This window comes from Lentzea roselyniae, assembly GCF_039537795.1.
Taxonomy (GTDB): Bacteria; Actinomycetota; Actinomycetes; order Mycobacteriales; family Pseudonocardiaceae; genus Lentzea; species Lentzea atacamensis.
Map to the genome: position 1 here is coordinate 227,805 of NZ_BAABBE010000010.1, position 23,152 is coordinate 250,956.

The 23,152-nt window shown below is 70.2% G+C and carries 25 protein-coding genes; 13 read left to right on the forward strand and 12 right to left on the reverse strand.

Annotated elements, in window-relative coordinates; genetic code table 11:
* Nucleotide 1: 1 nt before the first annotated feature.
* Together ABFX45_RS20235 and ABFX45_RS20240 are read right to left on the reverse strand one after the other, a co-directional pair.
* Nucleotides 2–1,261, reverse strand: a complete 1,260-nt coding sequence (locus ABFX45_RS20235; RefSeq protein ID WP_346131647.1) for a hypothetical protein — start codon at nt 1,259–1,261, stop codon at nt 2–4.
* A complete protein-coding gene (locus ABFX45_RS20240; RefSeq protein ID WP_346131648.1) occupies nt 1,258–1,839 on the reverse strand; it encodes an RNA polymerase sigma factor in 582 nt (193 codons plus the stop codon). Before ABFX45_RS20240 ends, ABFX45_RS20235 begins: the two co-directional genes overlap by 4 nt.
* Before the next feature lie 113 nt (nt 1,840–1,952).
* Between ABFX45_RS20240 and ABFX45_RS20245 the strand changes: the two genes are divergently transcribed.
* Together ABFX45_RS20245 and ABFX45_RS20250 are read left to right on the forward strand one after the other, a co-directional pair.
* On the forward strand, nt 1,953–2,168 hold the full coding sequence (locus tag ABFX45_RS20245) for a hypothetical protein (RefSeq protein ID WP_109637028.1): 216 nt from the start codon (nt 1,953–1,955) through the stop codon (nt 2,166–2,168).
* 488 nt (nt 2,169–2,656) lie between these two features.
* Nucleotides 2,657–3,388: an SDR family oxidoreductase gene (locus tag ABFX45_RS20250; protein WP_346131649.1), complete on the forward strand. Its 732-nt coding sequence runs from the start codon at nt 2,657–2,659 to the stop codon at nt 3,386–3,388.
* Here the strand turns inward: ABFX45_RS20250 and ABFX45_RS20255 are convergent.
* Both ABFX45_RS20255 and ABFX45_RS20260 read right to left on the reverse strand, forming a co-directional pair.
* A complete protein-coding gene (locus tag ABFX45_RS20255; RefSeq protein ID WP_109637030.1) occupies nt 3,370–3,873 on the reverse strand; it encodes a DUF2087 domain-containing protein in 504 nt (167 codons plus the stop codon). The genes ABFX45_RS20250 and ABFX45_RS20255 overlap by 19 nt on opposite strands.
* A 62-nt stretch (nt 3,874–3,935) precedes the next feature.
* A complete protein-coding gene (locus tag ABFX45_RS20260; RefSeq protein ID WP_346131650.1) occupies nt 3,936–4,412 on the reverse strand; it encodes a hypothetical protein in 477 nt (158 codons plus the stop codon).
* 49 nt (nt 4,413–4,461) lie between these two features.
* Between ABFX45_RS20260 and ABFX45_RS20265 the strand changes: the two genes are divergently transcribed.
* Entirely contained in the window at nt 4,462–5,430 is a 969-nt protein-coding gene (locus ABFX45_RS20265; RefSeq protein WP_346131651.1) for a helix-turn-helix transcriptional regulator, read from the forward strand.
* Between the two features lie 95 nt (nt 5,431–5,525).
* Here ABFX45_RS20265 and ABFX45_RS20270 read toward each other — a convergent pair whose 3' ends face one another.
* From ABFX45_RS20270 to ABFX45_RS20285, 4 genes are read right to left on the reverse strand one after another with little or no spacing between them, the layout of a single operon-like run.
* Entirely contained in the window at nt 5,526–6,302 is a 777-nt protein-coding gene (locus tag ABFX45_RS20270) for a DUF3626 domain-containing protein (protein ID WP_346131652.1), read from the reverse strand.
* Complete coding sequence (locus tag ABFX45_RS20275) at nt 6,292–6,810, reverse strand: sugar O-acetyltransferase (RefSeq protein ID WP_428834174.1); 519 nt, start codon at nt 6,808–6,810, stop codon at nt 6,292–6,294. Before ABFX45_RS20275 ends, ABFX45_RS20270 begins: the two co-directional genes overlap by 11 nt.
* A 17-nt stretch (nt 6,811–6,827) precedes the next feature.
* Nucleotides 6,828–7,586 (reverse strand): SWIM zinc finger family protein, encoded by a 759-nt coding sequence (locus ABFX45_RS20280; protein ID WP_346131654.1) that lies wholly within the window; start codon nt 7,584–7,586, stop codon nt 6,828–6,830.
* Nucleotides 7,587–9,929 carry a DEAD/DEAH box helicase gene (locus tag ABFX45_RS20285; protein ID WP_346131655.1) on the reverse strand — a complete coding sequence of 781 codons (2,343 nt, stop codon included), beginning with the start codon at nt 9,927–9,929 and terminating at the stop codon, nt 7,587–7,589.
* Between the two features lie 41 nt (nt 9,930–9,970).
* Between ABFX45_RS20285 and ABFX45_RS20290 the strand changes: the two genes are divergently transcribed.
* The gene (locus ABFX45_RS20290; RefSeq protein WP_346131656.1) at nt 9,971–10,723 is read left to right on the forward strand and encodes a TetR/AcrR family transcriptional regulator; all 753 of its coding nucleotides are present in this window, start codon (nt 9,971–9,973) and stop codon (nt 10,721–10,723) included.
* A gap of 186 nt (nt 10,724–10,909) precedes the next feature.
* Nucleotides 10,910–12,151 (forward strand): hypothetical protein, encoded by a 1,242-nt coding sequence (locus ABFX45_RS20295; RefSeq protein ID WP_346131657.1) that lies wholly within the window; start codon nt 10,910–10,912, stop codon nt 12,149–12,151.
* Here ABFX45_RS20295 and ABFX45_RS20300 read toward each other — a convergent pair.
* Nucleotides 12,135–12,389 carry a hypothetical protein gene (locus ABFX45_RS20300; protein ID WP_325049604.1) on the reverse strand — a complete coding sequence of 85 codons (255 nt, stop codon included), beginning with the start codon at nt 12,387–12,389 and terminating at the stop codon, nt 12,135–12,137. The genes ABFX45_RS20295 and ABFX45_RS20300 overlap by 17 nt on opposite strands.
* Here ABFX45_RS20300 and ABFX45_RS20305 point away from each other — a divergent pair.
* The 4 genes from ABFX45_RS20305 (at nt 12,388) to ABFX45_RS20320 (ending at nt 17,299) form a co-directional block, all read left to right on the forward strand.
* Nucleotides 12,388–13,116: a glutamate ABC transporter substrate-binding protein gene (locus ABFX45_RS20305; protein WP_346131658.1), complete on the forward strand. Its 729-nt coding sequence runs from the start codon at nt 12,388–12,390 to the stop codon at nt 13,114–13,116. The two genes, ABFX45_RS20300 and ABFX45_RS20305, sit on opposite strands and share 2 nt — an antisense overlap.
* Before the next feature lie 14 nt (nt 13,117–13,130).
* Nucleotides 13,131–15,260: a serine/threonine-protein kinase gene (locus ABFX45_RS20310; protein WP_346131659.1), complete on the forward strand. Its 2,130-nt coding sequence runs from the start codon at nt 13,131–13,133 to the stop codon at nt 15,258–15,260.
* Entirely contained in the window at nt 15,260–16,228 is a 969-nt protein-coding gene (locus ABFX45_RS20315; protein ID WP_109637036.1) for a PP2C family protein-serine/threonine phosphatase, read from the forward strand. The genes ABFX45_RS20310 and ABFX45_RS20315 overlap by 1 nt, the downstream gene beginning before the upstream one ends.
* A 315-nt stretch (nt 16,229–16,543) precedes the next feature.
* Entirely contained in the window at nt 16,544–17,299 is a 756-nt protein-coding gene (locus tag ABFX45_RS20320) for an alpha/beta hydrolase (RefSeq protein WP_325051052.1), read from the forward strand.
* On the opposite strand, the gene ABFX45_RS20325 is transcribed toward ABFX45_RS20320, so the two are convergent.
* The gene (locus ABFX45_RS20325) at nt 17,288–18,322 is read right to left on the reverse strand and encodes a LacI family DNA-binding transcriptional regulator (RefSeq protein ID WP_346131660.1); all 1,035 of its coding nucleotides are present in this window, start codon (nt 18,320–18,322) and stop codon (nt 17,288–17,290) included. The two genes, ABFX45_RS20320 and ABFX45_RS20325, sit on opposite strands and share 12 nt — an antisense overlap.
* A gap of 222 nt (nt 18,323–18,544) precedes the next feature.
* Here ABFX45_RS20325 and ABFX45_RS20330 point away from each other — a divergent pair, with 222 nt between their 5' ends.
* The 3 genes from ABFX45_RS20330 to ABFX45_RS20340 are packed head-to-tail and all read left to right on the forward strand — an operon-like array spanning nt 18,545 to nt 21,466.
* Complete coding sequence (locus ABFX45_RS20330; RefSeq protein WP_346131661.1) at nt 18,545–19,561, forward strand: sugar ABC transporter substrate-binding protein; 1,017 nt, start codon at nt 18,545–18,547, stop codon at nt 19,559–19,561.
* A gap of 4 nt (nt 19,562–19,565) precedes the next feature.
* Nucleotides 19,566–20,591 carry an ABC transporter permease gene (locus tag ABFX45_RS20335; RefSeq protein WP_109637039.1) on the forward strand — a complete coding sequence of 342 codons (1,026 nt, stop codon included), beginning with the start codon at nt 19,566–19,568 and terminating at the stop codon, nt 20,589–20,591.
* A complete protein-coding gene (locus tag ABFX45_RS20340) occupies nt 20,588–21,466 on the forward strand; it encodes an ATP-binding cassette domain-containing protein (RefSeq protein WP_346131662.1) in 879 nt (292 codons plus the stop codon). Before ABFX45_RS20335 ends, ABFX45_RS20340 begins: the two co-directional genes overlap by 4 nt.
* Here the strand turns inward: ABFX45_RS20340 and ABFX45_RS20345 are convergent.
* Nucleotides 21,354–21,695, reverse strand: coding sequence for a YybH family protein (locus tag ABFX45_RS20345; RefSeq protein ID WP_346131663.1), 342 nt, complete (start codon nt 21,693–21,695; stop codon nt 21,354–21,356). The genes ABFX45_RS20340 and ABFX45_RS20345 overlap by 113 nt on opposite strands.
* Before the next feature lie 39 nt (nt 21,696–21,734).
* On the opposite strand from ABFX45_RS20345, the gene ABFX45_RS20350 reads away from it, so the two are divergent.
* Nucleotides 21,735–22,067, forward strand: a complete 333-nt coding sequence (locus tag ABFX45_RS20350; protein WP_346131664.1) for a winged helix-turn-helix transcriptional regulator — start codon at nt 21,735–21,737, stop codon at nt 22,065–22,067.
* Here ABFX45_RS20350 and ABFX45_RS20355 read toward each other — a convergent pair.
* On the reverse strand, nt 22,041–23,117 hold the full coding sequence (locus ABFX45_RS20355) for a hypothetical protein (protein WP_346131665.1): 1,077 nt from the start codon (nt 23,115–23,117) through the stop codon (nt 22,041–22,043). The genes ABFX45_RS20350 and ABFX45_RS20355 overlap by 27 nt on opposite strands.
* Nucleotides 23,118–23,152: the final 35 nt, after the last annotated feature.

Below are 23,152 nucleotides of genomic sequence, written 5' to 3' on the forward strand. Positions count from 1 at the left end.
TTTACGGCACGTCCCCGGGCTTGATCGTCTCCAGCACCGTGCCGGCCGCGTCGCGCACGACGACACGTGCGTCGGGGTGCCGGTCGATCAGCGGCGCGACGAGGACGAACGTGCCGTTGCCGATCGAGGCCGGCAGGTCGGCCGTGCCGGGCCGGGTGTAGGTGATCGACGCGACGCGCGGATCGGTGATCAGGCCGGTGGCCGCGGAGGTGTTGCTCACCAGGTGGTCCACCTCCCCGTCTTCCAGCAGCGTCTCCGGTGCGAAGTCGTAGAAGGCGCCGACCGAGGCGATGGTCTCGCCGCGGACCTCGTCCAGGTCGTCGCGGTCGAGCACCCTGCCGTTCACCGGTTTGCGCTGGTCCATGCAGTAGAGCAGCAGGTCGCCGAACCGGCCGAGCCGGACGGTGCTGGTGGCGCTGAGCCGGACGGTGAGGGTGTGGGCGAACTGGGCGGCGTCCGGGATCGGCCGGTCGCGCATGCACTCGGCGAGCTTGAGCGCCTCGGGTGTGCTGCGGTCCGCGGGTGGCAGCGGCCGGTCGACGACGGACGCGGTCGGTTTCGGGACGCCCCGCACGGCGAAGTGCTCGCCGTTGGCCAGCGCCTGCGTGCCGTTCTCGGCCTTGGTGAAGCCGCTCGGGGCGAGGAAGAGCCCGTCGACCAGCGCGGGCCCGGTGTTGTCGGTGCCCCGGTCGCCGATGCGGGCGAGGCTGAGCAACTTCACGTCCGGCGAGACCAGCCCCGCCATGGTGCCGCTGGGCGTGGTGAACAGGATCCTCACCTTGCGGCGGCCCTCTTCGAGCTGGAGGGGGTCCGGGTTGGAGATCGTGGTCGTGGTGACGGTGTTCGCGCAGAAGAACACGCCGGTCGGGCCGCGGAAGGCGGTGAGGACGGTGCCGGCCTTGTGGCTGGTGGCGATGGTCTGCCACGCCGAAACAGGCGGGTGGGCCTTGGCGGCGGCCACGCACCGTGACAGGACGTCCGGGTCGACCCTGCCGCGTTCGACGTGGTTGATCACCGCGCGGTCCTTGCCGACCAGCTGGCCGTTGTTGGGGTAGGAGGGCGGACCGGCGACCTCGGCGTTGCCGCCGAGCAGTGCCTGCGAGGCGAAGACCGCGCCCGCGGCCAGGAGGCTGACGCCGGCGGCGATCAGGGTCGGCCTGCCGGCGCGGGCGCCGGGAGCCATGCCCTCGGAGAGGCGCCGGCGGGCGCGCATCCGGACGTCGTCGGGCAGGGTGCGGTTCTCGGGCAGCTGGTCGATCACGGCGTGTCCTCCGAGGTCAGCTCGCGCAGGTGGGCACGGGTGCGGGAGACGCGGGCGCGGACGCTCGACTCGGCGATGCCGAGGAGCGTGGCGGCGTCGGCGGTCGAGACGTCGCCGAGCAGGCACAGCTGGGCGATCTCCCGCTCGGCCGGCGGCAGCTTCGCGATGGCAGCCACCACCAGGGCGAGGCGGCGCTGGGCGTCGGTGCGGGCGGCGACCTCGTCGGCGTGGTCGCGCTCGTGCTGCGGGGCGAGCCTCGCGACCAGCCGCACCGCTCTGCGGGACGCGCGCCACTCGGTGCGGACGCGGTTCGCCGTCACGGTGTAGAGCCAGGGCAGGGCGGAGTCGCGCACCAGCTGGGCCTCGCCGCGCTTGCGCCAGGCCGTCAGGAAGGTCGCCGAGAGCAGGTCCTCCGCCTGCGACCAGGAGGCGGTAAGCCGGTAGGCGTAGTTCCACACGGCCTCGGCGTGGCGTTCGAAGAGCTCGGTGAACGCGGCGTGGTCACCTCGGGCGATCTGTTCCCACAGTTGCGCGTCCGGCGGCGGCCCCACGTCCGCACGCTCGGTCGTCTCAGTCATCACACTCCGCCTGGGGCCGTCACCGCACAGTGTGCTGCGTGACGTGGGTCACGCCGTACCAGGGCGTAACCCCTCACGGAAGGCGCGCGGAACCGCGATGGCAAGATCTTCGCGTGCCGATCGAGCAGCAGCCCGGCAGTGTTGAGCCGGAGACCCAGGTGTTCGCGAAGATCACGACGACCAAGGAACCGGAAGCGGCAACCATCCCCGCCACCACTCCTGTGGAGGCTCCCCCGGCGCCCAGGCCGGCGCCCGCACGCCAGCCGAAGTCGCTGACACGGCGGATCGCCCGCCGGATCCTCGGCCCGACCCTGATGACGAAGAAATAGCCTCGGCTACCGGTCGGGGACCTGACCGATCCCACCGCAGACCCGGCAGGCGGTCCGGTCCTCGTTGAGCCCAGAACCAAGGCAACGGCTGCACTCCTTCACAGAACAACAGTGTCCGCCTCTACTCCGAGTGGACGCAGCCGCCAAGCAGGGACCGTCCCGACAATAATGGGTGACCCCCACTGTTCACGCTCGGTGATCAGGCCGTGGTGGACGGTCCCGCCGGAATCTCGTTGGCACGTGCGACATTCCCTGCGACGACGCCTCCGCGGTCACCGTTCGGAAGCTTCCACCACCCCGAACAGCCACGGGGGCACGGGTGCGACATCTCGTGCAGCACAAGCCCTTCCGGCCCCGGAACGGGTTGCTGCCACGACATGGTCCCCGTGCCGCCACACAGCAGGCAGCTGTCCTCTTCACACTCCACGCAAGGTAATTACTCCACACGGGACACTGACCACAATCACTGGATCGAGGGGAGATCACCGATGGCGGTCGCGGTTGTGACGGGAGCGGGTTCCGGCGTGGGTCGTGCTGCGGCGCGAACCCTGCTGGCTGCGGGATTCCAGGTGGCGTTGGCCGGGCGGCGCGAGGACGCGCTGCACGAGACCGCCGAGGGTTTCGCCGAGACCGCCCTGGTTGTACCGACCGATGTGTCGCGTGAGGACTCGGTCGTCGCGTTGTTCGCGGCCGTGGTCGAGCGGTGGGGACGCGTGGACGTGCTGTTCAACAACGCGGGCACGAACGTCCGCGCCACGCCGATCGAGGACTTCAGCCTCAGCGCGTGGGAGAAGGTCGTCGGTGTGAACCTGACCGGCGCGTTCCTGTGCGCCCGCGAGGCGTTCAGGGTGATGAAGACCGGCGGCGGTGGCCGGATCATCAACAACGGCTCGATCTCGGCGACGGTGCCGCGCCCGCACGCGGTGGCGTACAACGCGACCAAGCACGCGATGACCGGGCTGACCAAGTCGCTGTCGCTGGAGGGCCGCGCGCACAACATCGCGTGCGGGCAGATCGACATCGGCAACGCCGCGACGGCGCTGACCGAGCGGATGGGCCAGGGCGTGCTGCAGGCGAACTTCGAGACCAGGCCGGAGCCGACGTTCGACGTGCAGCACGTGGCCGACGCGGTGCTGTACCAGGCTAAGCTGCCGCTCAACGCGAACGTGCAGTTCATGACCGTGATGGCCACGACCATGCCCTACATCGGCAGGGGTTGAGCCTGGTAGAGGCCTCCGCCGCGCTCCAGCAGCCCGAGATCCACGAGGTAGCGGCGGATGGTGACGTGGTCGATCTCCCCGCCCTCGCACCACGCCTGCAGCCGCTCGTTGATCTCGTTCTCCTCGTAGTACGTCTGCGGCACGAACGCCTTGGACGCGATGTGCTCGAGGATCTTGCGGCGGCGGTCGTGCGCGACCGGCAGCGAGATCAGCCTGTCGCCGCGCACGAACGGCGCCAGCCCGTCGGCGGGCATCGGCTCGGTGAGCGTCGCGGCCAGCGGCTTCAGGTCGGCAGGCCGGGCCGGGTCCCCCTCGACCAGCCCGGCCTCGCGGAGCTTGCGCAGTGCGGTGCCGGCGTCCTTGACCGACAGCCCGGACGCGGCGGCGACGTCGGCCAGGGTTCCCGCACCGAGGACGACGGCGGCGAACGCCCGCAGTCTCGACGGTTCGGCCAGCACGCGCACAACGGTTTCCGGAGTGGTCATGCCTGCGAACCTAACGCCGCCGTCCACCCGATTTCAGCGGGACGGCGCCCCCTGCCAGTCCCTCATCTGCCCACCAGTCCCTCGGCCATCGTGTCCAGCAGGTACGACTCGAAGTCGGGCTTGTCGGGGTCCAGCACGTGCCGCACCCACGCGGTGCGTTCGTGCGACAACGGCGGCAGCTCCCACACGCAGCCGATGAGGTCCTTCGGGATGACGCTGAAGTGTGTGAGGTCGGGGTCGGTCGAGCCGAGGAACGGCTGGTCGCCGGACACCGCGGTGCGGCAGTGCAGGACGTTGTCCCAGACCCAGTTGTAGGCGTTGAGGTACATGCCCGCGGCACTGCGGTGCAGCACGGTGACCGTGGCGGGCGGGGTCGGGTCGTCGAAGTCCGGGTAGATCTTGGGCAGGAACGCGTAGGCGGCCGCGCGGATGTCGTCGGTGATCTCGAGGCCGGGAGTGACGACCTCGTAGCGCTTGACGTGCCTGCCCGCGATGACCAGCGGTTCCTTGACCGCCAGCTCCTTCTCGTAGAAAGCCATGGGTCGAACATATGAGCTATCACTGACACCTTGTGGCAGTGTGTTCCGCGTGCGTGCGAGCCGGTTGGTGTCGTTGTTGCTGCTGCTGCAGACGAAGGGGCGGATGACCGCGCAGGCGTTGGCCGACGAGCTGGAGGTGTCGGTCCGTACGATCTACCGGGACGTGGAGTCGCTGCACGCGGCCGGGGTGCCGCTCTACGGCGACGCGGGTCCGGCCGGCGGCTACCAGCTCCTCGACGGCTATCGCACCCGGCTGACGGGGCTGACCGAGCAGGAGGCGGAGTCGCTGTTCCTGGCGGGGCTGCCGGGGCCGGCCGCCGAGCTGGGTCTCGGTGACGCGGTGTCGGCGGCGCAGCTCAAGCTGATGGCGGCGCTGCCGTCGCCCATGCGCGACCGCGCGTCCCACATGGCGGAGCGGTTCCACCTCGACGCGCCTGCCTGGTACTACGACCCGGAGCGCTCGCCGTTCCTGGAGCTCGTGGCCGACGCGGTATGGCGCTCACGGCTGCTGGAGGTCTCCTACCGGCGGTGGCAGGCACCGGAGGAGGTGACGCGCGTGCTGCGGCCGTTGGGGCTGGTCCTGAAGGCCGGCCGCTGGTACCTGGTGGCTCAGGGTTCGTCGCGGATCTCCACCTACCGGGTGTCGCAGATCCAGGCGGCCTCCGTGCTCGACGAGTCGTTCGAGCGGCCCGCCGGGTTCGATCTCGCCGCGCACTGGACGGCGTCGCTGGAGGACTTCCAGGCCCGCCAGTACACCGGGGAGGCGGTGATCCGGTTGTCGCCGCGCGGCTTCGAGTCGCTCTCGTCGAACGTGCTGCCGGCGGTGGCGCGGGCGGCCGAGGAGTCCGCTGTGGACGACGACGGGTGGGTGCGGGTGACGATCCCCATCGAGTCGGTCGGGCACGCGACGGGCATGTTGCTGCGGATGGGCGGCGACGTGGAGGTGCTGGCGCCGGACGAGCTGCGCGACCAGGTCACCGCGGTGGTGCGGCAGCTGGCGTCGCTCTACCTGAGCTGATGAACGTGGCCGGGGGCCCGGACGTCATGTCTTGGGCATCCGGTGTCCCGGCGGTCGTGGCCGGGCTCGCGTTCACGGACGTGCGGATCGACGATCTACCGGCGGCCTGCGTAACCGAACCGGGCGAGGTGGTGCCACAGGTGTTTGACGACCTGTGGTGGCGCGTCGGCGTTCTCGAGGATGCGCGGGTCGACGAACCCGTCCTCGGCGATCTCCAGTCCCAGTGCGACGGACTCCGGGGTGCGGAAGTCCGCGTTGCGCTGGAGCTCCTCTGTGGACAGCCGGAAGCCGTCGTGCCGTTCGACCGGGCACGGCAGGCCGATGTCGCCGGTGAAGCTCGGGTCCAGCACGAGGGCTTCCACGTCGTCGAGCGTGACGGGGCCGTGGACGTGGGCCTCGATGTAGTCGTCGAGCGGGCCGCGGTCGTCGGCGTCGGCCAGTTCGATCAGCGCGAACCGTTGCGCGGTGCCGAAGTGGACGGGCTCGAAGACGCTGTCCGGGTAGCAGAAGGTCGTGCGGTCGAGGACGTCCTCCTTCAGCCGCAGGTGCGCCGAGCCGAACCTGGGCGCGCCGCCGCAGGGCAGCCGGCGGTGGTTGAGCGCGCCGTACTTGGGGCGGTCGGCGGGGTTCGCGGTGTCGTAGGCGCCACCGAACAGACGGCTCTCCCAGTCCCAGCGGGCACCGCCGGGGTGGGCGGTGAGGCCGCCGTTGCTGGTGCCGGTCTCGAACTGGGAGCGGTAGACGCCGTCGCGAGCCAGGGCTTCGAGCACACCGCGGCCGGGGTGGAAGTTGAGCGTCACGCGCAGCTCGCGTGGCAGCGGACCGCCGCGCGAGCGTGCTGTGACGTGCTCGATCGCCCGCTCAAAGGTCACGGATCACCTTGCACGGGTTGCCAACGGCGAGCACGCGCGGAGGGATGTCGCGGGTGACGACGCTGCCCGCGCCGATCACCGCGTTGTCGCCGATGGTCACGCCCGCGCAGACGATGACGCCCCCGCCGAGCCACACGTTGTTCCCGATGGTGATCGGCGCGGCGGTCTCGAAGCGCTGACGGCGGGCTTCGTGGTCCTCGATCGGGTGGAGCGCGGTGAGCAGCTGCGCGCGCGGGCCGATGGAGACGTCATCACCGATGGTGATCGTGGCACAGTCCATCAGGATGGCGTCGTAGTTGAGGAAGCTGTTGGAGCCCAGGTGGATCTGGTAGCCGTAGTCGCACTGGAACCGCGGCATGACCCACGAGCCCTCGCCGATGGACCCCAGGAGCTCCTTGATGACGGCGTCGTCGCGGGTGGCGTTGAACTCGTCCACAAGCTGCTGTGCGCGACGGCGTTCGGCGACCAGTTCGGGGTCGGAGTCCTTGTACAGCTGCCCGTTCATCATCTTCTGCTTCTCGCTGATCACTCATCCAGAGTGCCGGACCGCAGCAGCGCGCGTGCCCGCTTCGCCGCGATCTCCATCAGCGCCGTCAGTTCCGCAGCGTCGTACCCCGGCGGCGGCTCGACCGCGAGCACCACAGGTGTGGTGGCCGGAAGGCCGGGTTTCGCGGGCAGCTGACCTGCGACGTCGCGCGAAACCACCACAGATGTTCTGGTCCCGACGGGCCCCGCGACCCGTTGCTTGAGCGCGTCGAGGAGTTCCTGCTCCGGCTTGCCCTTCAACAGCAGCAGCACGAACGGGTCCGCGTCGAGCAGCCAGCCGACCTGGAACGCGAGCGCGGCGGCGTGCCGGCACGGCAGCTCCCAGCCCTCGCAGTCGCAGTCGGGTTCGAGGTCGCCGATGCCGGGCAGCAGGTCCACACCGGACTCTTCTGCGGCCGCGACGAGATCGCGCGGCATGTCGTTGTCCAGCAGGGCGGCGATGTGCCCGGCGTGTTCGGCGACGCGGTCGAGGAACCGTCCCCATTGGACTTCCGTCAGCTCGGGCACGAGGACCGTGGTGCTGTAGACCGTGTCGTCGTCGTGCACCTGGGCGTGCAGGCGGCCGGGGCTGACGGTGATCGGGCCGACGACGCCGGCGTGGGCGTAGCGGCGGCCCAGGCGCAGCAGGGTAGTGTCGAGGGCGGTGTCCTCCAGTGCCTTGACCCAGGCCTTGCCCCACCAGGTGGTGGCGACGCGGCGTTTCACCTTGGGGAACGCGGCGAATCCGCGTGCGGTCATCTAGAGGCTCCTGAGCTGGACGAGTTCGGCGAGTTCCGCGTCGGTCAGTTCGGTGAAGGCGGCCTCTCCCCCGTGCAGGACGGCGTCGGCGAGGTCGCGCTTGTCCTGCAGCAGCGCGGCGATGCGTTCCTCGACGGTGCCCTCGGTGACGAGCTTGTGGACCTGGACCGGCCTGGTCTGGCCGATGCGGTAGGCGCGGTCGGTGGCCTGGTCCTCGACCGCGGGGTTCCACCAGCGGTCGAAGTGGATCACGTGGTCGGCCCTGGTGAGGTTGAGCCCGGTGCCTGCGGCCTTGAGCGACAGCAGGAAGACCGGGGCGCGGCCCTGCTGGAAGTCGTCGACCATCTGCTCGCGCCGGGGCACGGGGGTGCCGCCGTGCAGGAAGCGCGTGGGCTGCTTGATGTGCTGTTCGAGCAGGCGGGCCATGCCGACGTACTGGGTGAAGATCAGCACCGAGCCTTCCTCGGCGACGATCGTGCCGAGCAGTTCGTCGAGCAGGTCGAGCTTGCCGGACGTGCCCTGCAACGTGGAGTGGCCGAGGTAGTGCGACGGGTGGTTGCAGATCTGCTTGAGACCGGTCAGCAGCTTGAGCACGAGACCGCGCCGGGCCATGCCGTCGCTGCCCGCGATCTGATCGAGGATCTCCCTGGTCAGCGCCTCGTACAGGGCGGCCTGCTCGGCGGTGAGCGAGACGGGCAGGTCGGTCTCGGTCTTCGCGGGCAGTTCCGGGGCGACGCCGGGGTCGGACTTGCGGCGGCGCAGCAGGAACGGTTTGACGACCTTGGCGAGGGTGTCGTCGGGTTCTGGCCAGCGGGTGCGGAACGCGCGGTGCGTGCCGAGCAGGCCCGGTGTCGTCCAGTCCAGGATGGACCACAGCTCGGACAGCGAGTTCTCGACCGGGGTGCCGGACAACGCGACGCGGGCGGCGGCGGGGATCGAGCGCAGTGCTTTGGCGGTGCCGGAGTGCGGGTTCTTGACGTGCTGGGCCTCGTCGGCGACGACCATGCCCCAGCTGTGGTTGCGCAGTGCCTCGGCGTCCAGGCGCATGGTGCCGTAGGTGGTGAGCACGACGCCGGTGTCGGCGAGCGCCCGTTGTGGACCGTGGTAGCGGGTGACGGGGGTTCCCGGAGCGAACCGGTGGATCTCGCGTTCCCAGTTGCCGAGCAGTGAGGCCGGGCAGACGACCAGGGTCGGCTTCTCGTGGCGGCGGTGCAGGTGCAGGGCGATGAGCGTGATGGTCTTGCCGAGGCCCATGTCGTCGGCGAGGCAGGCGCCCAGGCCGAGGCCGGTCATGTGGGCGAGCCAGCGAAGGCCGTGGAGCTGGTAGTCGCGCAGTGTCGCCCGGAGTTCTGCGGGTGCCTCGATCTCGGGGATGGTGGTGATCGCGGTGGTGAGGCTGTGCGGGGCGACGTCGACGTGTTCGCCGTCGATGACCGCGGTGCCGGTGAGGGCGGCGGTGACGGCCTGGACGGCGGTGATGGGGGCGAGCTGCCGGCGTGCCTTCTGCCGGAGCTTCGGGTCGACGAGCACCCACTGGTCGCGCAGCCGGACGACCGGGCGGCTGGCTTCGGCGATGACGTCCATCTCGGCGTCGGTCAGGGCCGAGCCGCCGAGTGCCAGCTGCCAGTTGAACGTGAGCAGGTCGTCTGCCGTGAACTTGCCGCTCGGCTCGCCGATGACGGCCTTCGCGGACAGCGAGGTGGTGAGGTTCTTGGGCCAGTGGACCTCGATGTCGGTGCCGAGGAGCTCGGCGACCTCGTCGTCGGTGAGCTCGGCGACCTCGTCGTCGGTGAGCTCGGCCTGGTCGAGGAGTCGTTGCAGCGGTGGCCAGGTGGCGCGGCCGATCGCGCGGATGGCGTCGAGCTCGCGGCCGGAGCCGCGCACGTCCCGCGGGTAGGGGTCGGTGATGCCGCGGACCTGCACGATCGCGCGGAACCGCAGGTCGTCCGTCGTCTCGATGCGCAACGAGAGCTTGATCTGCTCGTCCGCCCACGTCTTGAGCTCGGGCACCTCGCGGGGTTCGACGCCGGCGAACGGTCCAGCTCCGGTGCGCGGCAGCACGTCGGCGACGGCGTCGAGGAACTGGCGCAGCTCGTCGTAGTCGCCGTGCGCCGCGAGCTGCCGCAGGTGCAGTTCGTCGGCGTGGTCGAGGGGTCCGATCCGCCAGGTGTCGTGGCCGGCGCCGGTCACGCTGGGCACGATCCGGCCGCGGGCGATGAGGTTGAGCGCGGTAGCGGTGGCCACTCCCCAGTAACCGTCGTCGTTCAGCGCGTCAGGCAAAGCTTCGAGCAGGGGTTTTCCGTCGAACTGTCCGAGTCTTGGCGGGTCGGCAGGCGCGAACATACTATGTACCGTACACCATACGGTACGGTAGGGTCACGTTCGTGATCGAACACACGGGCAGCGGTGACCCGGCACGGACGCTGGCGTTGCTGTGGCGCACCCAGGAGCGCACGAGCCGCAAGGGCAAGCCGGACCTGAACGTGGACCGCATCGTGCAGGCGGGCATCGCGCTGGCCGACGCCGACGGGCTCAAGGCGCTGTCGATGCGCCGCGTGGCCGAGTCGCTGGGCGTGGGGACGATGTCGCTCTACACCTACGTCCCCGGCAAGGGCGAGCTGATCGACGTCATGGTCGACACGGTCCAGGCGGCGACCGGGCGCGAGACCGCCGACGGGTGGCGTGCGCACCTCACCTACGTCGCGCGGGAGAACCTGGCGTTGTACCGGCGGCATCCGTGGTTGCTGCAGGTGGCGCCGTCACGCACGGTGCTGGGCCCGCAGGTGGCGGCGAAGTACGACTTCGAGCTGCGCGGCCTGGACGGCATCGGCCTGTCCGACGTGGAGATGGACTCGGTGCTCAACCTGGTCCTCGGGCACGTGCAGAACTCGGCGCGCGGGCTGACGGCGTCGGCGGTGACCGAGAAGGAGACGGGGCTGACCGACCAGCAGTGGTGGGACGCGGCGGCTCCGTTCCTGATGACGGTGTTCGACCCGGCCCGCTACCCCGTCGCGGCACGGGTCGGCGGCGCTGTCGGGGAGGCGCACCAGAGCGCGTTCAGCCCGGAGCACTCGTTCGAGTTCGGGCTGGAGATGATCCTCGACGGAGTGGCGCTGCTGATCGCCGCGCGGGCCTGATCGGTGGCCCCTGGCTGCACGCGTGCGTGAGCGGTGAGCTTGATCGGGTAGTTACGGCCTGATGACACCTCGCGGGATGAGTGGGTAATTCCCACGCGGTGTCCCTCAACTGCCTACAGTTACGCCACGCGCAGTGGTGACGATCACCAGGGCGCGTGCACAGCTCCGCCACAGGGAGGCCCGCTCGTGGTGATCGACTCGCAGCCGCGGCAGGCGCTGGTGCGCCGGGTCACCGGTCTCGCGCGGTCGACACCGGGGCGGCTGAGCCTGATCGTCGTGGTGCTGGTGCTGGCGAGTCTGGCGAGCGGGTGGCTGACGACGTGGAGCGTGAGCCGGCAGGAGCGGGCGCTCGACGACCTGGCGACGCAGTCGGAACCGCTCGCGCACGCGGCGCAGGAGGTCTACCGGTCGTTGCAGGACGCCGACGCGACAGCGGCGAGCGCGTTCCTGTCCGGTGGGCTGGAACCTCCTCAGCTGCGCGAACGCTACGAGGCGGACATCGCGCAGGCGCAGGCGGCGCTGTCGGTGGCGACGGCCTCCTCCCCCGACCTGACCGCGACACTGGCCGCCCAGCTGCCGGTCTACACGGGACTGATCGAGACGGCGCGGACGAACAACCGGCAGGGTTTCCCGGTGGGCGCGGCGTACCTGCGCGAGGCGTCGGGGCTGATGCGCACGCAGCTGTTGCCGGCGGCGCAGGAGCTGTACCGGGCGGAGACGGACCGGGTGGCCCGCGCGCAGGACGAGGCGAACTTCCCGTGGGGTTCGGTCGGGGTGGCGCTGGCGTTCGTGGTCGCGCTGGTGCTCACGCAGCGCTATCTGACCCACAAGACGAACCGGCTGCTCAACGTGGGCCTGCTGGTGGCGACGGCGGCGGCGGTGCTGTCGCTGCTGTGGGTCACCACGGTGTCGGTGCTGGTGATGAACGACGTCGGGGACTCCCGCACGGCGTCGCAGAAGGTCGACGTGCTGGCGCAGGCGCGGATCGCGACGCTGACCGCACGCGGTGACGAGACGCTGACGCTGGTCGCGCGGGGTGCGGGTCAGGCGTACGAGAAGAACTTCGTCGACGTCTCCGAGCGGCTGGAGGGTCTGCTGGACCACGCGAAGGCGCTCGAGAACACCGAGGCGATCGACCAGGCGATGCGGCACTTCCGCCAGTGGCAGCAGGTCCACCAGCGGATCAGGGAGGCCGACGACGCCGGTCAGTACAACGACGCGGTGGCGTTGATCGACAACCCGTACTTCGACTCGCTGGACCAGGACCTGGTGCGCGCGATCGGCGAGGCGCGGCAGGAGTTCAGCGACGAGGTGGCGGTGGCGCGGGCGTCGCTCGCGGGCACGGCGGTCGGGGTGCTGGTGCTGGCCGTCATCAGCGCGGTGGGGTCGACGATGGGACTGTGGCAGCGGCTCAAGGAGTACCGGTGAGGCGCTCAAGAACATCACTGACGCTCGCGGCGGTCCTGCTGCTCGGCGCGTGTACGGCGGGCCCGGCACCCAGCGAGATCGTGCCGCGCGAAGCTCCGGCGCCGCAGCCGGCCGACGCCAGCACGGTCACCGCCGCACCGAGCAGCTCGGCGGGTCCGGCGCCGTCGTGCGACGCGACGGCGAGCCTGCGGCCGGGGCCGTTGCCACCGGCGGGGCAGATGCCGGCGGGTTCGAACATGGACCGGATCCTCAAACGCGGCCGGCTGATCGCGGGCGTGGACCAGAACTCGTACCTGATGGGGTTCCGCAACTCGTTCACCGGTGAGATCGAGGGCTTCGACGTCGACGTGGCCCGCCAGGTCGCGAAGGCGATCTTCGGTGACGAGAAGAAGGTGCAGTTCAAGGTCGTCACCTCGGCCGAGCGGATTCCGATGCTGCAGCGCGCCGAGGTCGACCTCGTCGTGCGCACGATGACGATCACCTGCGACCGGCTCGAGCGAGTCGACTTCTCCTCGGTCTACTACCAGGCGGGGCAGCGAGTGCTGGTGCGCCGCAACTCCGGCATCACCGGCGTGGACAGCCTCGGCGACAAGAGGGTCTGCGTGGCGTCGGGATCGACGTCGCTGGGCAACGTCGTGAACCGGGTGAAGACGACGGTGAGCGTGCCGAACTGGACGGACTGCCTGGTGATGCTGCAGCAGGGGCAGACCGACGCGATCTCCACCGACGACACGATCCTCGCGGGGCTCGCGGCGCAGGACCCGTACACCGAGGTGGTGGGGGCGCGGTTCACCGAGGAGCCGTACGGCGTGGGCATCCCCAAGGGGCAGGAGGACCTGGTCCGGTTCGTCAACGGCGTGCTGGAGCGGATGCGTGCCGACGGCACGTGGAGCGGGATCTACCGGCGGTGGCTGAACACCCTGGGGCCGGCACCAGTGCCGCCTGTCGCTCGTTATCGGGACTAGGGAGGGGTCGCGAGATGAGTGAGGAACTGGATCTGCCCGCGACCGGGCCCGCGACGGCGCCGGGGACCGCACCCTGGTCGGTGTCGCAGGAGGCCTCGCGGTCGAACTCCGGCCGGTCGCGCCGGGGCAGCGCGCGGTCGATGAGCCGTGGCCGGCTGGGTGCCGGCCTGGTCGAGGTGCCGCGGGTGCCGTACCGGGATCCGAAGACCGCGGTGCTGGAGAACCCGGAGGTGCCGGAGGCCAAGCGGTTCTGCTCGAAGTGCGGCAAGAAGGTCGGGCGGCGCAAGGACGGCAAGCCGGGCCGGGTGGAGGGCTTCTGCCCGCAGTGCGGCCACGCGTACTCGTTCACGCCGAAGCTCGAACCGGGTGAGGTGCTGCACGACCAGTACGAGGTGCTGGGGTGCCTTGCGCACGGCGGTCTCGGGTGGCTGTACCTGGCGCTGGACCACGCGGTGAGCGACCGCTGGGTGGTGCTGAAAGGCCTGCTCGACTCGGGCGACGCGGACGCGATGGCGGCGGCGCTGGCCGAGCGGCGGTTCCTCGCCGAGGTCGAGCACCCGAACATCGTGAAGATCCACAACTTCATCCGGCACGCGGACCGCAAGACCGGCAACCTCGTCGACTACATCGTGATGGAGTACGTCGGCGGCGAGTCGATCAAGGACATGATCACGCGCCGGCGCCGCGACGGCCGCGGTGACGAGGCGCTGCCGCTGGCGCAGGCCATCGCGTACGTGCTGGAGATCCTGCCGGCGGTCGGCTACCTGCACGGTGTGGGGCTGTTGTACTGCGACTTCAAGCCGGACAACATGATCCACACCGAGGAACAGCTCAAGCTGATCGACCTGGGCGCGGTGCGGCGCATCGACGACCACCACTCCCCCATCTACGGCACGATCGGCTACCAGGCGCCGGAGATCGGCACGATCGGGCCGTCGGTGTACTCCGACATCTACACCGTCGGGCGGGCGCTGGCGGTGATGAGCTTCCCGTTCGACTTCCGCGGCCGCTGCAAGGACCGGCTGCCCACAGTGGACGAGGAACCGCTGCTGGGCCGGTTCGAGTCGTTCCACCGGCTACTGCTGCGCGCCACGAACCCGAACCCCGAGCTGCGTTTCGCGAGTGCCGAGGACATGGCCGACCAGCTCACGGGTGTGCTGCGCGAGGTGCTGGCGATCGAGGACGGCGTGCAGCGACCGGGCCCGTCGCGGCAGTTCACCCCGGAACGGCGCCGCTTCGGCGTGGAGGGCGCGCTGGACCTGGCCGAGGTGGCGGGCGCGTTGCCGGCGCCGAGCGTGAGCACGTCGGACGCGGCCGCGTCGTGGCTCGCGACGGCGACGACGTCGGATCCCGCGGGCCTGCGCAAGGCACCGCAGCTCACCGTGGAGGTGCGGCTGCGGATCGTGCGGGTGCTGATCGAGTCCGGCGACACCGAGGCCGCGCTGCGTGAGCTGGAGTCGTTGACGACGCCGTCGCTGTTCGACGAGTCCGAACTGGACCCCGAGGACTGGCGGCCCGACTGGTACCGGGGCCTCGCGGCGCTGACGGACAAGCGGCCGCAGGACGCGATGGGGTTCTTCGACGCGGTCTGCTCGGCCGTGCCGGGTGAGGCGGCGCCGAAGCTCGCGCTGGGCGTGTGCGCGGAGGCCACGGGTGATCTGAAGGCGGCGGCGGGCTGGTACGAGCTCGTGTGGCGCACGGACCACGCGTACGTGTCGGCGGCGTTCGGCCTGGCGCGCGTGCTGCTCGCGTGCGGTGACCGGGCGCGAGCGGTCGACGTGTTGCTGTCCGTTCCGGACACTTCTTCACAACATCTCGCGGCGCAGATCGCGGCGGTGCGCGCGCAGCTCGGTCACGGCGACGCGGACGACCTCGTCGCGGCCGGGGAACGGTTGCACGCCTTGGACATCGACGTGCATTCGCACACCCAGCTGTCGGCGGAGCTGCTGGAGGCGGCGTACGACTACGTGACCCGCAATCAGGCCGCCGAGGGCAGGGTGCTGGACTGTGCACTCTCCGAACACGAGCTTCGGCTGGGTCTCGAGCGGCGCTACCGCACGCTGGCCCGGTTCGCTGCCACGCCGGAGGAACGGATCGCATTGGTGGACCGCGCGAACGCGGTAAGGCCGAGGACGTTGGTTTGATGGACACCCTGAAGTGCCCGGAGTGCTTCGCGCCTGTAGCGCCGGAAGACCGGTTCTGCGAGGCGTGCGGGCGCAACCTGCTGGTCCGCCGCACGCCGCTCGGCGGGCCGACCGGTCCCGCGCAGGCCTCGTGCATCCTGTGCGGCTCGCCCGACATCGATGACGAGGACTACTGCACCCAGTGCGGCCGTCACCAGCCCTCGGCGCGTGACCGGGTCGAGTACACGCTCGGTGCGGTGTCCGGTGTGTCGGACCGTGGCAAGCGGCGGGCGCGCAACGAGGACTCGATGGCGTTCGGGCACGTCGCGGGCAAGGGTGTCGCCGCTGTCGTCTGCGACGGGGTGGCGTCCTCCGAGCGCGCCGAGCAGGCGTCGCAGGCCGCTGCCGACGCCGCGGTGGACGTGCTGCTGAACGCGTTGATCGACACCGCCGACCCGGAGCAGGCGATGGTGGACGCAGTCGCGGCCTCGTGCTTCGCGGTGGAGCAGCTGGTGGAGAACGAGCCGCTCGAGGCGGGTGGCCGGGGTGTCGCGCCGTCCTGCACGTTCGTGTCGGTGCTGGTCACGGAGACCACGGCGACGATCGGGTGGGTCGGTGACTCGCGCGCGTACTGGTTGTCCGACGAGGGTTCCAAGCAACTCACGACGGACGACACGTGGGCGGCGCAGCTCGTCGCGGAGGGTGTGCTGACCGAAGAGCAGGCGCGCACGGACCGTCGCGCGCACGTGCTGTCGCGGTGGATCGGCGCGGACGCCGGGCGGGTGGTTCCGCAGGTCGCGACGCTGCAGCCGACCTCGCCGGGGGTGTTCCTGCTGTGTTCGGACGGGCTGCACAACTACCGGCCGCAGCCGGAGGACCTGCAGCCGTTGCTGCCATGCGGGCCGGAAGAGTTCGTGAAGGTCGCTCTCGAAGCGGGCGGCCACGACAACATCACCGTCGTACTGGTGCCGTTCGCGCCCGCTTCATAGAGGAACGGCGGGAGCTCTGGCTGCTTCCGGGACTGCTTCGGCCGCGCCGGGCGGTCTGACGCAGGTGCTGACGAACAGCGTCGGGTACGAGGCCGGCGGCCCCAGCCGGACTGGAAGGTGAACCAGTTTCCGGCGGTGCCGTCGTTCCACTCGGTCCCGGACCTCTCGAACTTCACACGTTCTGGTGAATTCGCGCTGTCAACGGACGGTGGGATGTCGCGGCCGTGTCCGGACGGCTCTGCCGTGGGGGTCGTGGCGGTGGTGACCGTCGCGGACACCGGGAAGCGCTGCTGAAATGGTGTGATGTGGAGGCCGGTGTTGATCGCGGTGGCGGTGGTTGTCACCATCGTCGCCGTGGTCTTCGCCTTTCAGCGCAAGCTGGTCTACTTCCCCTCCCCCGGTCCGCTGCCGTCCGCGGAGGAGGTTCTGCCTGATGGACGCGATGTGCGGCTGGTGACGGCGGACGGCCTGCTGCTCGACGGGTGGCACTTCGAGGTGCGCGACGCGCCCGCGACGGTGATCGTGTTCCCCGGCAACGGCGGCAACCGGCTGGGGCGGGTGCCGCTGGCACGTGCGCTGACCGACCGAGGGTTGTCGGTGCTGCTGTTCGACTACCGCGGTTACGGCGGCAACCCGGGCACGCCCTCGGAGGAGGGCCTGACCTACGACGCGCGGGCGGCGTTGGACCTGATCGACGGCCCGGTGATCTACTTCGGCGAGTCACTGGGCGCCGCGGTCGCCGTCGAGCTCGCGACCTACCGCGCGCCGCTCGGGCTGGTGCTGCGCTCCCCGTTCACGTCGCTGGCGGCGGCCGGGTCGCACCACTACCCGTGGCTGCCGGTGAAGATGCTGTTGCAGGACAAGTACCCCGTGGCCGAGCGGGTGTCCGCTGTGGACGTTCCGACGGTCGTGGTGCTCGGGACGGCGGACAAGATCGTGCCGCCCTCGCAGAGCCGCGAGGTGGCGGCGGCGGCGCGGGCGAAGCTGGTCGAGGTGGCCGGCGCGGACCACAACGACGAGGTGCTGCTCTCGGGTCCGCAGGTGGTCGACGCGGTGCTGTCAGTCGGCTGACGGCGGGATCTCGCCGGAGCCGCGGCGCACGATCGAGGCGGGGACGACGGCGTGCACGGGCGGTGAGGTGTCGCCGTCGATGCGGGCGAAGATGAGCTCGGCGGCTTTGCGGCCGATGCCGGGGACGTCCTGGCGCACGACGGTGATGCCGGGTTCGAGCATGTCGGCGAGCGGGAAGTCGTCGAAGCCGATGAGTGCGACGCGGTGCTGCAGGCGGCGGGCGCGCAGGACCCGCATGGCGCCGACGGTGACGAGGTTCTGGGCGGTGAACAGGGCAGTGGGCGGCTTGCCGAGGTCGAGCAGCTCTGTGGCGGCGACTTCGGCGAGGTCCGCGCCGTGCAGGTCGGTGCGCACGAGCTCCTCGCGCAGGGTGAGACCGGCCTGGGCGAGGCCTTCGAGGAAGCCGGTGTAGCGCTCCTGGCTGGTCCACAGGGTGCGGCGGTCGCCGAGGAACGCGATGTCGCGGTGGCCGAGTGAGGCGAGCTGCAGGACGGCGTCGCGGGAGCTGTCGCGGTTGGTGGTGGTGACGCAGTCGGTGCCGCCGAAGGTGGGTGGCCGGTCGACGAGCACCATCGGGGTGCCGCGGTCGCGTTCCTGCTGCAGCGCGTCCTGGTGGCCGCCGACGGCCATGACGACGACGCCGTCGACGCGGCGGGCGGACAGCGACAGCAGCAGTTCGCGTTGCATGGAGTGGTCGTCCTCGCTGCTGCCGGCGAGCACGAGGACGCCGCCCTGCCGGGCGCGGTCCTCGACGGCGCGCAGCAGGGCCGAGTCGAACGGGTTGGACAGGTCCTCGAACAGCACGCCGATGGTGGCGCTGCGGCGGTCGGAGCGGCGCAGGCTGCTGGCGGTGAGGTTGGGCCGGTAGCCCAGGGTGCGGGCCGCGGCGCGGACGCGTTCGACGACTTCCGGGCCCGCGCCGGGCAGGTCGTTGATGACCCGGGAGACGGTCTTGGTGCTGACCTTCGCCAGCGCCGCGACGTCACGCATCGTGGGTTCGCGTCGTTCTCCAGCTTGATCCATGTCCACCCACCCCGGGTAACGCTTGCGTAACGGCCGCTTGTCGCGTCTTCTCACGGAAAGCTAGCGTCAACGATGACGTAACGGAATACCCGGTTCCGACTCTCCTGGTTCGAACGGGCCGGGTTGACCAGGATCTTCCGCACCACATGGTTTGAGTACTCGCGTAACCGCGCCCATTTCTGCAGTTCGCTCGGTTACGTCAACGTTGACGTAGGAGGAGTCATGTCGCGCAGAGCGTTCGGGCTGACGGCGGCGGCGTTGCTGACGCTGTCAGTGGCGGCCTGTGGGAACGGCGGTTCGTCGGGCGGTGCGACGCTGGTCGGCCTGGTGACCAAGACCGACACGAACCCGTTCTTCGTGAAGATGAAGGAGGGCGCGCAGCAGGCGGCGTCCTCGCAGGGTGTGACGGTGCAGTCGTTCGCGGGCAAGCAGGACGGTGACAACCAGACGCAGGTCGACGCGATCGAGAACCTGATCGCGTCGGGTGCGAAGGGCATCCTGATCACGCCGAGCGACTCGAAGGCGATCGTGCCGTCGGTCGACAAGGCGAGGGCGGCGGGTCTGCTGGTCATCGCGCTGGACACGCAGCTGGAGCCGGCGAGCGCGGCGGACGCGACGTTCGCGACCGACAACTACAAGGCCGGTCTGCTGATCGGCCAGTGGGCGAAGGCGAAGTTCGCCAAGGAGGGCAAGCAGGCCAAGATCGCGCTGCTGGACCTCAACCCGAACCAGGTGTCGGTCGACGTGCAGCGCGACCAGGGCTTCCTGGAGGGTTTCGGCGTCGACGTGAAGGACAAGAACAAGATCGGCGACGAGTCCGATCCGCGGATCGTGGGCCACGACGTGACCGACGGCGCGCCGGAGGGTGGCCGCACGGCGATGGAGAACCTGCTGCAGAAGGACTCCGGCATCAACCTCGTCTACACGATCAACGAGCCCGCGGCGGCCGGCGCCTACGAGGCGTTGAAGGCGGCGGGCAAGGAGAAGGACGTCGTGATCGTCTCGGTCGACGGCGGCTGCCCCGGCGTGGAGAACGTGAAGTCGGGCGTGATCGGCGCGACGTCGCAGCAGTACCCGTTGAAGATGGCGCAGCTGGGCGTGGAGGCGGTCGCGAAGTTCGCCAAGGACGGCTCGAAGCCGCAGAACACCGACACGGGCGTCACGCTGATCACCGACCAGCCGGCTGAAGGGGTCGAGTCGAAGGACTCGGCGTTCGGTCTGCAGAACTGCTGGGGCTGAGCTGATGACGACAACGGCTACCCGGCCTCCCTCTCCGTTGCCGGAGCAGCGGGACCGGTCGGTGCTGACGCGGCTTCAGCACCTGTTGCACGCGCAGGCGACGATCGGGCCTGCGGTGGTGCTGCTCGCGGCGATCATCGTGTTCGCGCTGCTGTCGGACCGGTTCCTGACGCCGGGCAACATCTCGCTGATCCTGCAGCAGGTCGCCGTGGTGGGCACGCTCGCGGTGGGGCAGACGATCGTGATCCTGACGGCGGGCATCGACCTGTCGTGCGGGGCGATCATGGTGCTGACGTCGATCGTGATGGCGAAGGTCGCGGCGGACACCGGTCTGCCCGGTCTGCCGGCGTTGCTGCTGGGTTTCGTGGTGGGCACGCTGTGCGGGCTGCTCAACGGGTTGCTGGTGACGCGGCTGAAGCTGCCGCCGTTCATCGTCACGCTGGGCACGTTGAACGTGTTCTTCGCGTTGAACCTCTGGTACTCCGCGAGCGCGACGATCCGTGGCACGGACATGCCGTCCCTGCTGCTGTGGACCGGTCAGACGGTGAACATCGGCGGCACGCGCATCACCTACGGCTCGATCATGATGGTGGTCCTGGTGGCGGCCATGGCGTTCGTGCTGAAGAACACCGCGTGGGGCAGGCACGTCTACGCCACGGGTGACGACTCCGAGGCCGCCCGCCTGTCCGGTATCCGCACGTCGCGGGTGTTGCTCAGCGTCTACGCGACCGCGGGCCTGGTGTATGCGCTGGCGGCGTGGACGTTGATCGGCCGGATCGCGTCGGCTTCGCCGCAGGCCGGGCAGCTGGACAACCTCGACTCGATCACCGCGGTGGTGATCGGCGGGACGTCGCTGTTCGGTGGCCGCGGCGCGATCGTGGGGTCGTTGCTGGGCGCGTTGATCGTCGGCGTGTTCCGCAACGGCCTGGCGCTGGCGGGTGTGGACGTGCTGTGGCAGACGATGGCGGTCGGTGTGCTGATCATCGTCGCGGTGTCGCTGGACCAGTGGATCAGGAAGGTCAAGCCATGACCACTCCGGTGTTGCAGGCGACCGGCCTGGTCAAGCGGTACGGCAAGGTGACGGCGCTGGCGGGGGCGGGCCTGGAGCTGCTGCCCGGTGAGATCCTCGCCGTGATCGGCGACAACGGCGCAGGCAAGTCGTCGCTGATCAAGGCCTTGTCGGGCGCGGTCGTGCCCGACGAGGGCGAGATCCGCGTCGACGGGGAGCCGGTGTCGTTCTCCACGCCGATCGACGCGCGGAAGGCCGGCATCGAGACGGTGCACCAGTCGCTGGCGGTGTCGCCGTCGCTGGACATCGCGGCGAACCTGTTCCTGGGCCGGGAGAAGCGCCGCAAGGGCGTGCTCGGTTCGGTGTTCCGGATGCTCGACCGCAACGGCATGCGGGAGGAGGCACGCCGCCAGCTCGACGCGCTGGGGATCATGACGATCCAGAACCCCGGCCAGGCGGTGGAGACCCTGTCGGGCGGCCAGCGCCAGGCCGTGGCGGTGGCGCGCGCGGCGGCGTTCGGCAGCCGGGTCGTGATCATGGACGAGCCGACGGCGGCGCTGGGTGTGCGGGAGTCGCGGGCGGTGCTGGACCTGATCCTGCAGGTCCGCGACCGCGGCTTGCCGGTGATCCTGATCAGCCACAACATGCCGCACGTGTTCGAGGTGGCCGACCGCATCCACATCCAGCGGCTCGGGCGCCGCAAGGCGGTGGTGGACCCGCGGTCGGTGTCGATGTCGGACGCGGTGGCGATCATGACCGGGCGATGGAGCCGCCGGAAGCCGCCTAGGCGGTGCCGAAGGGGTTGTCGATCACGTACCGCCACCGGCCGTCCGCGCCTCTGCGCGCGACGTCGGTGGCGGTGCCGTGCACGTCGCCGATGGTCCAGTCGACGATGAGCAGCGCGATGCCGTCGTGTTCGTAGACGTGGCGCGGCGTGACCTCGATCGGCAGGCCGAGGTCGAGGAACCGTTGGTTGGCTTGGCGCCTGGCGGTTGCGGTGAGGGTCTGGCCGGGTTCGGGGACGAAGAGCCCGCCCGGTTCGTAGACGGCGTCGACGGCGTCGGGGTTGCGGGAGTTGAACGCGGCGGCGAACTCGTGGGCCACACTGACGGGGTGGATGGTCATGCCGCCAGCGTTGCTTCTCGCGAAATGGGTCACCAAACGGTGACCTGGGACCGGCCGACCGCGGGCTGCCCGGTGGAGGTGGCGCTGGCGGCGATCAGCGGCCGGTGGGCGACGCTGGTGCTGCGGGACCTGATGCGCGGGCCGCGGTCGTTCTCGCAGTTGCGCGCCGGGCTGCCGTCGTTGAGCGCGAAGGTGCTGACCGAGCGGCTGGAGTCGTTGGTGGCGCAGGGGTTGGTGTCCTGCTCCCGCTCCCCCGGCTTTCCTGTGCGGACGTCGTATTCGCTGACGTCGAAGGGGTTGCTGCTGCGGCCGTTGCTGGAGCAGTTGTACCGCACGGGTGAGGCTCTACTCGGCGAGTTCCCGGATCACTGATTCCAGTGGCGCGATGACGTTGCGGGAGCGCATCAGTTCTTCGGAGATGAGCACCTTGGCGGGCCCCAGCCGGCGCCAGAACTGGCCTTCGACCGGGATCTGGAGGATCTCGAGGGTGAAGATCGGTCTGTGTCCCAGTTCCTGCTCGAGCTCGGTGATCAGTTCGTGCAGCGAGGCCGAGAAGGTTCTGCTGACCTCGTCCCGCGCGTGCCTGGCTTCGGGCGACCACGGGTCGTTCCACCGCAGGTAGGCCTCGCGCAGCCGGTCGGGCAGTCCGAACGGCTCGCGGCCGGGTCCGGACGGGTCGGACTCGAGCCACCAGCGGTCCCACGCCTGTGCGAACCCCGGTGGCACCTCGACGTCGGTCATCCGGGGGACGGGCGGCGTCAGGCGTGGCACCGAGTCCGCGGTCGGTGTGCTGATGCCGAGTGCGTCACGGACGAACAGGGCGAAGGTGCCGCCGTCGCCGCTCGAGATCACCCACGTGGAATCCCCGCGGAAGTTCATGGACCACGGTAGCGGCTCGGCTGCTGCGCGAGCTCGCGGATCACTGATTCCAGTGGCGCGATGACGTTGCTGGAGGCCTTGAGCTCCTCCGAGACGAGCACCGTGGTTCTTGCGCAGGCGTCGCCAGAACTGGCCCTGGACGGGGATCTCGATGACGTCGAACTCGAACAGCGGTGTGTGGCCGAGCTCTTCGGTGAGCTGGTCGACGACCTCGTTGAGCGATTCGGAGAACGACATCATGGCCTCGTCGCGGTGCCTGGTGGCCTCGGGTGAGGTCCGGTCGGGCCGCCATTGGTCGTAGGCGTCACGCAGGTGTTCGGGCAGGCCCGCGGGCCAGCGGCCGGGCACGTGCTCGGCGCCGCCGGTGACGAGGGACTGCGCCCACCACCGGTCCCACGCCGGTCCGAACGTCTCCGGCAGCTCGACGTCGTGCACGCGCGGCACCGGCGGGGTGAGCGGGGGGATGGAGTCGGCGGTGGGTGTGCTGATGCCGAGTGCGTCGCGGACGTGGAGGGCGAAGGTGTCACCCGGTCCGCTCGACACTATCCACCGTCTCCCGCCGGGGTGAAGGTCCATGT

Coding starts and splice junctions, on each gene's coding strand:
- ABFX45_RS20240 (WP_346131648.1), bottom strand. CDS start 1,839: ATGACTGAGACGACCGAGCGTGCGGACGTGGGGCCGCCGCCGGACGCG.
- ABFX45_RS20250 (WP_346131649.1), top strand. CDS start 2,657: ATGGCGGTCGCGGTTGTGACGGGAGCGGGTTCCGGCGTGGGTCGTGCT.
- ABFX45_RS20255 (WP_109637030.1), bottom strand. CDS start 3,873: ATGACCACTCCGGAAACCGTTGTGCGCGTGCTGGCCGAACCGTCGAGA.
- ABFX45_RS20260 (WP_346131650.1), bottom strand. CDS start 4,412: ATGGCTTTCTACGAGAAGGAGCTGGCGGTCAAGGAACCGCTGGTCATC.
- ABFX45_RS20275 (WP_428834174.1), bottom strand. CDS start 6,810: ATGATGAACGGGCAGCTGTACAAGGACTCCGACCCCGAACTGGTCGCC.
- ABFX45_RS20280 (WP_346131654.1), bottom strand. CDS start 7,586: ATGACCGCACGCGGATTCGCCGCGTTCCCCAAGGTGAAACGCCGCGTC.
- ABFX45_RS20285 (WP_346131655.1), bottom strand. CDS start 9,929: ATGTTCGCGCCTGCCGACCCGCCAAGACTCGGACAGTTCGACGGAAAA.
- ABFX45_RS20305 (WP_346131658.1), top strand. CDS start 12,388: ATGGACCGGATCCTCAAACGCGGCCGGCTGATCGCGGGCGTGGACCAG.
- ABFX45_RS20300 (WP_325049604.1), bottom strand. CDS start 12,389: ATGTTCGAACCCGCCGGCATCTGCCCCGCCGGTGGCAACGGCCCCGGC.
- ABFX45_RS20310 (WP_346131659.1), top strand. CDS start 13,131: ATGAGTGAGGAACTGGATCTGCCCGCGACCGGGCCCGCGACGGCGCCG.
- ABFX45_RS20315 (WP_109637036.1), top strand. CDS start 15,260: ATGGACACCCTGAAGTGCCCGGAGTGCTTCGCGCCTGTAGCGCCGGAA.
- ABFX45_RS20325 (WP_346131660.1), bottom strand. CDS start 18,322: ATGGATCAAGCTGGAGAACGACGCGAACCCACGATGCGTGACGTCGCG.
- ABFX45_RS20330 (WP_346131661.1), top strand. CDS start 18,545: ATGTCGCGCAGAGCGTTCGGGCTGACGGCGGCGGCGTTGCTGACGCTG.
- ABFX45_RS20335 (WP_109637039.1), top strand. CDS start 19,566: ATGACGACAACGGCTACCCGGCCTCCCTCTCCGTTGCCGGAGCAGCGG.
- ABFX45_RS20340 (WP_346131662.1), top strand. CDS start 20,588: ATGACCACTCCGGTGTTGCAGGCGACCGGCCTGGTCAAGCGGTACGGC.
- ABFX45_RS20345 (WP_346131663.1), bottom strand. CDS start 21,695: ATGACCATCCACCCCGTCAGTGTGGCCCACGAGTTCGCCGCCGCGTTC.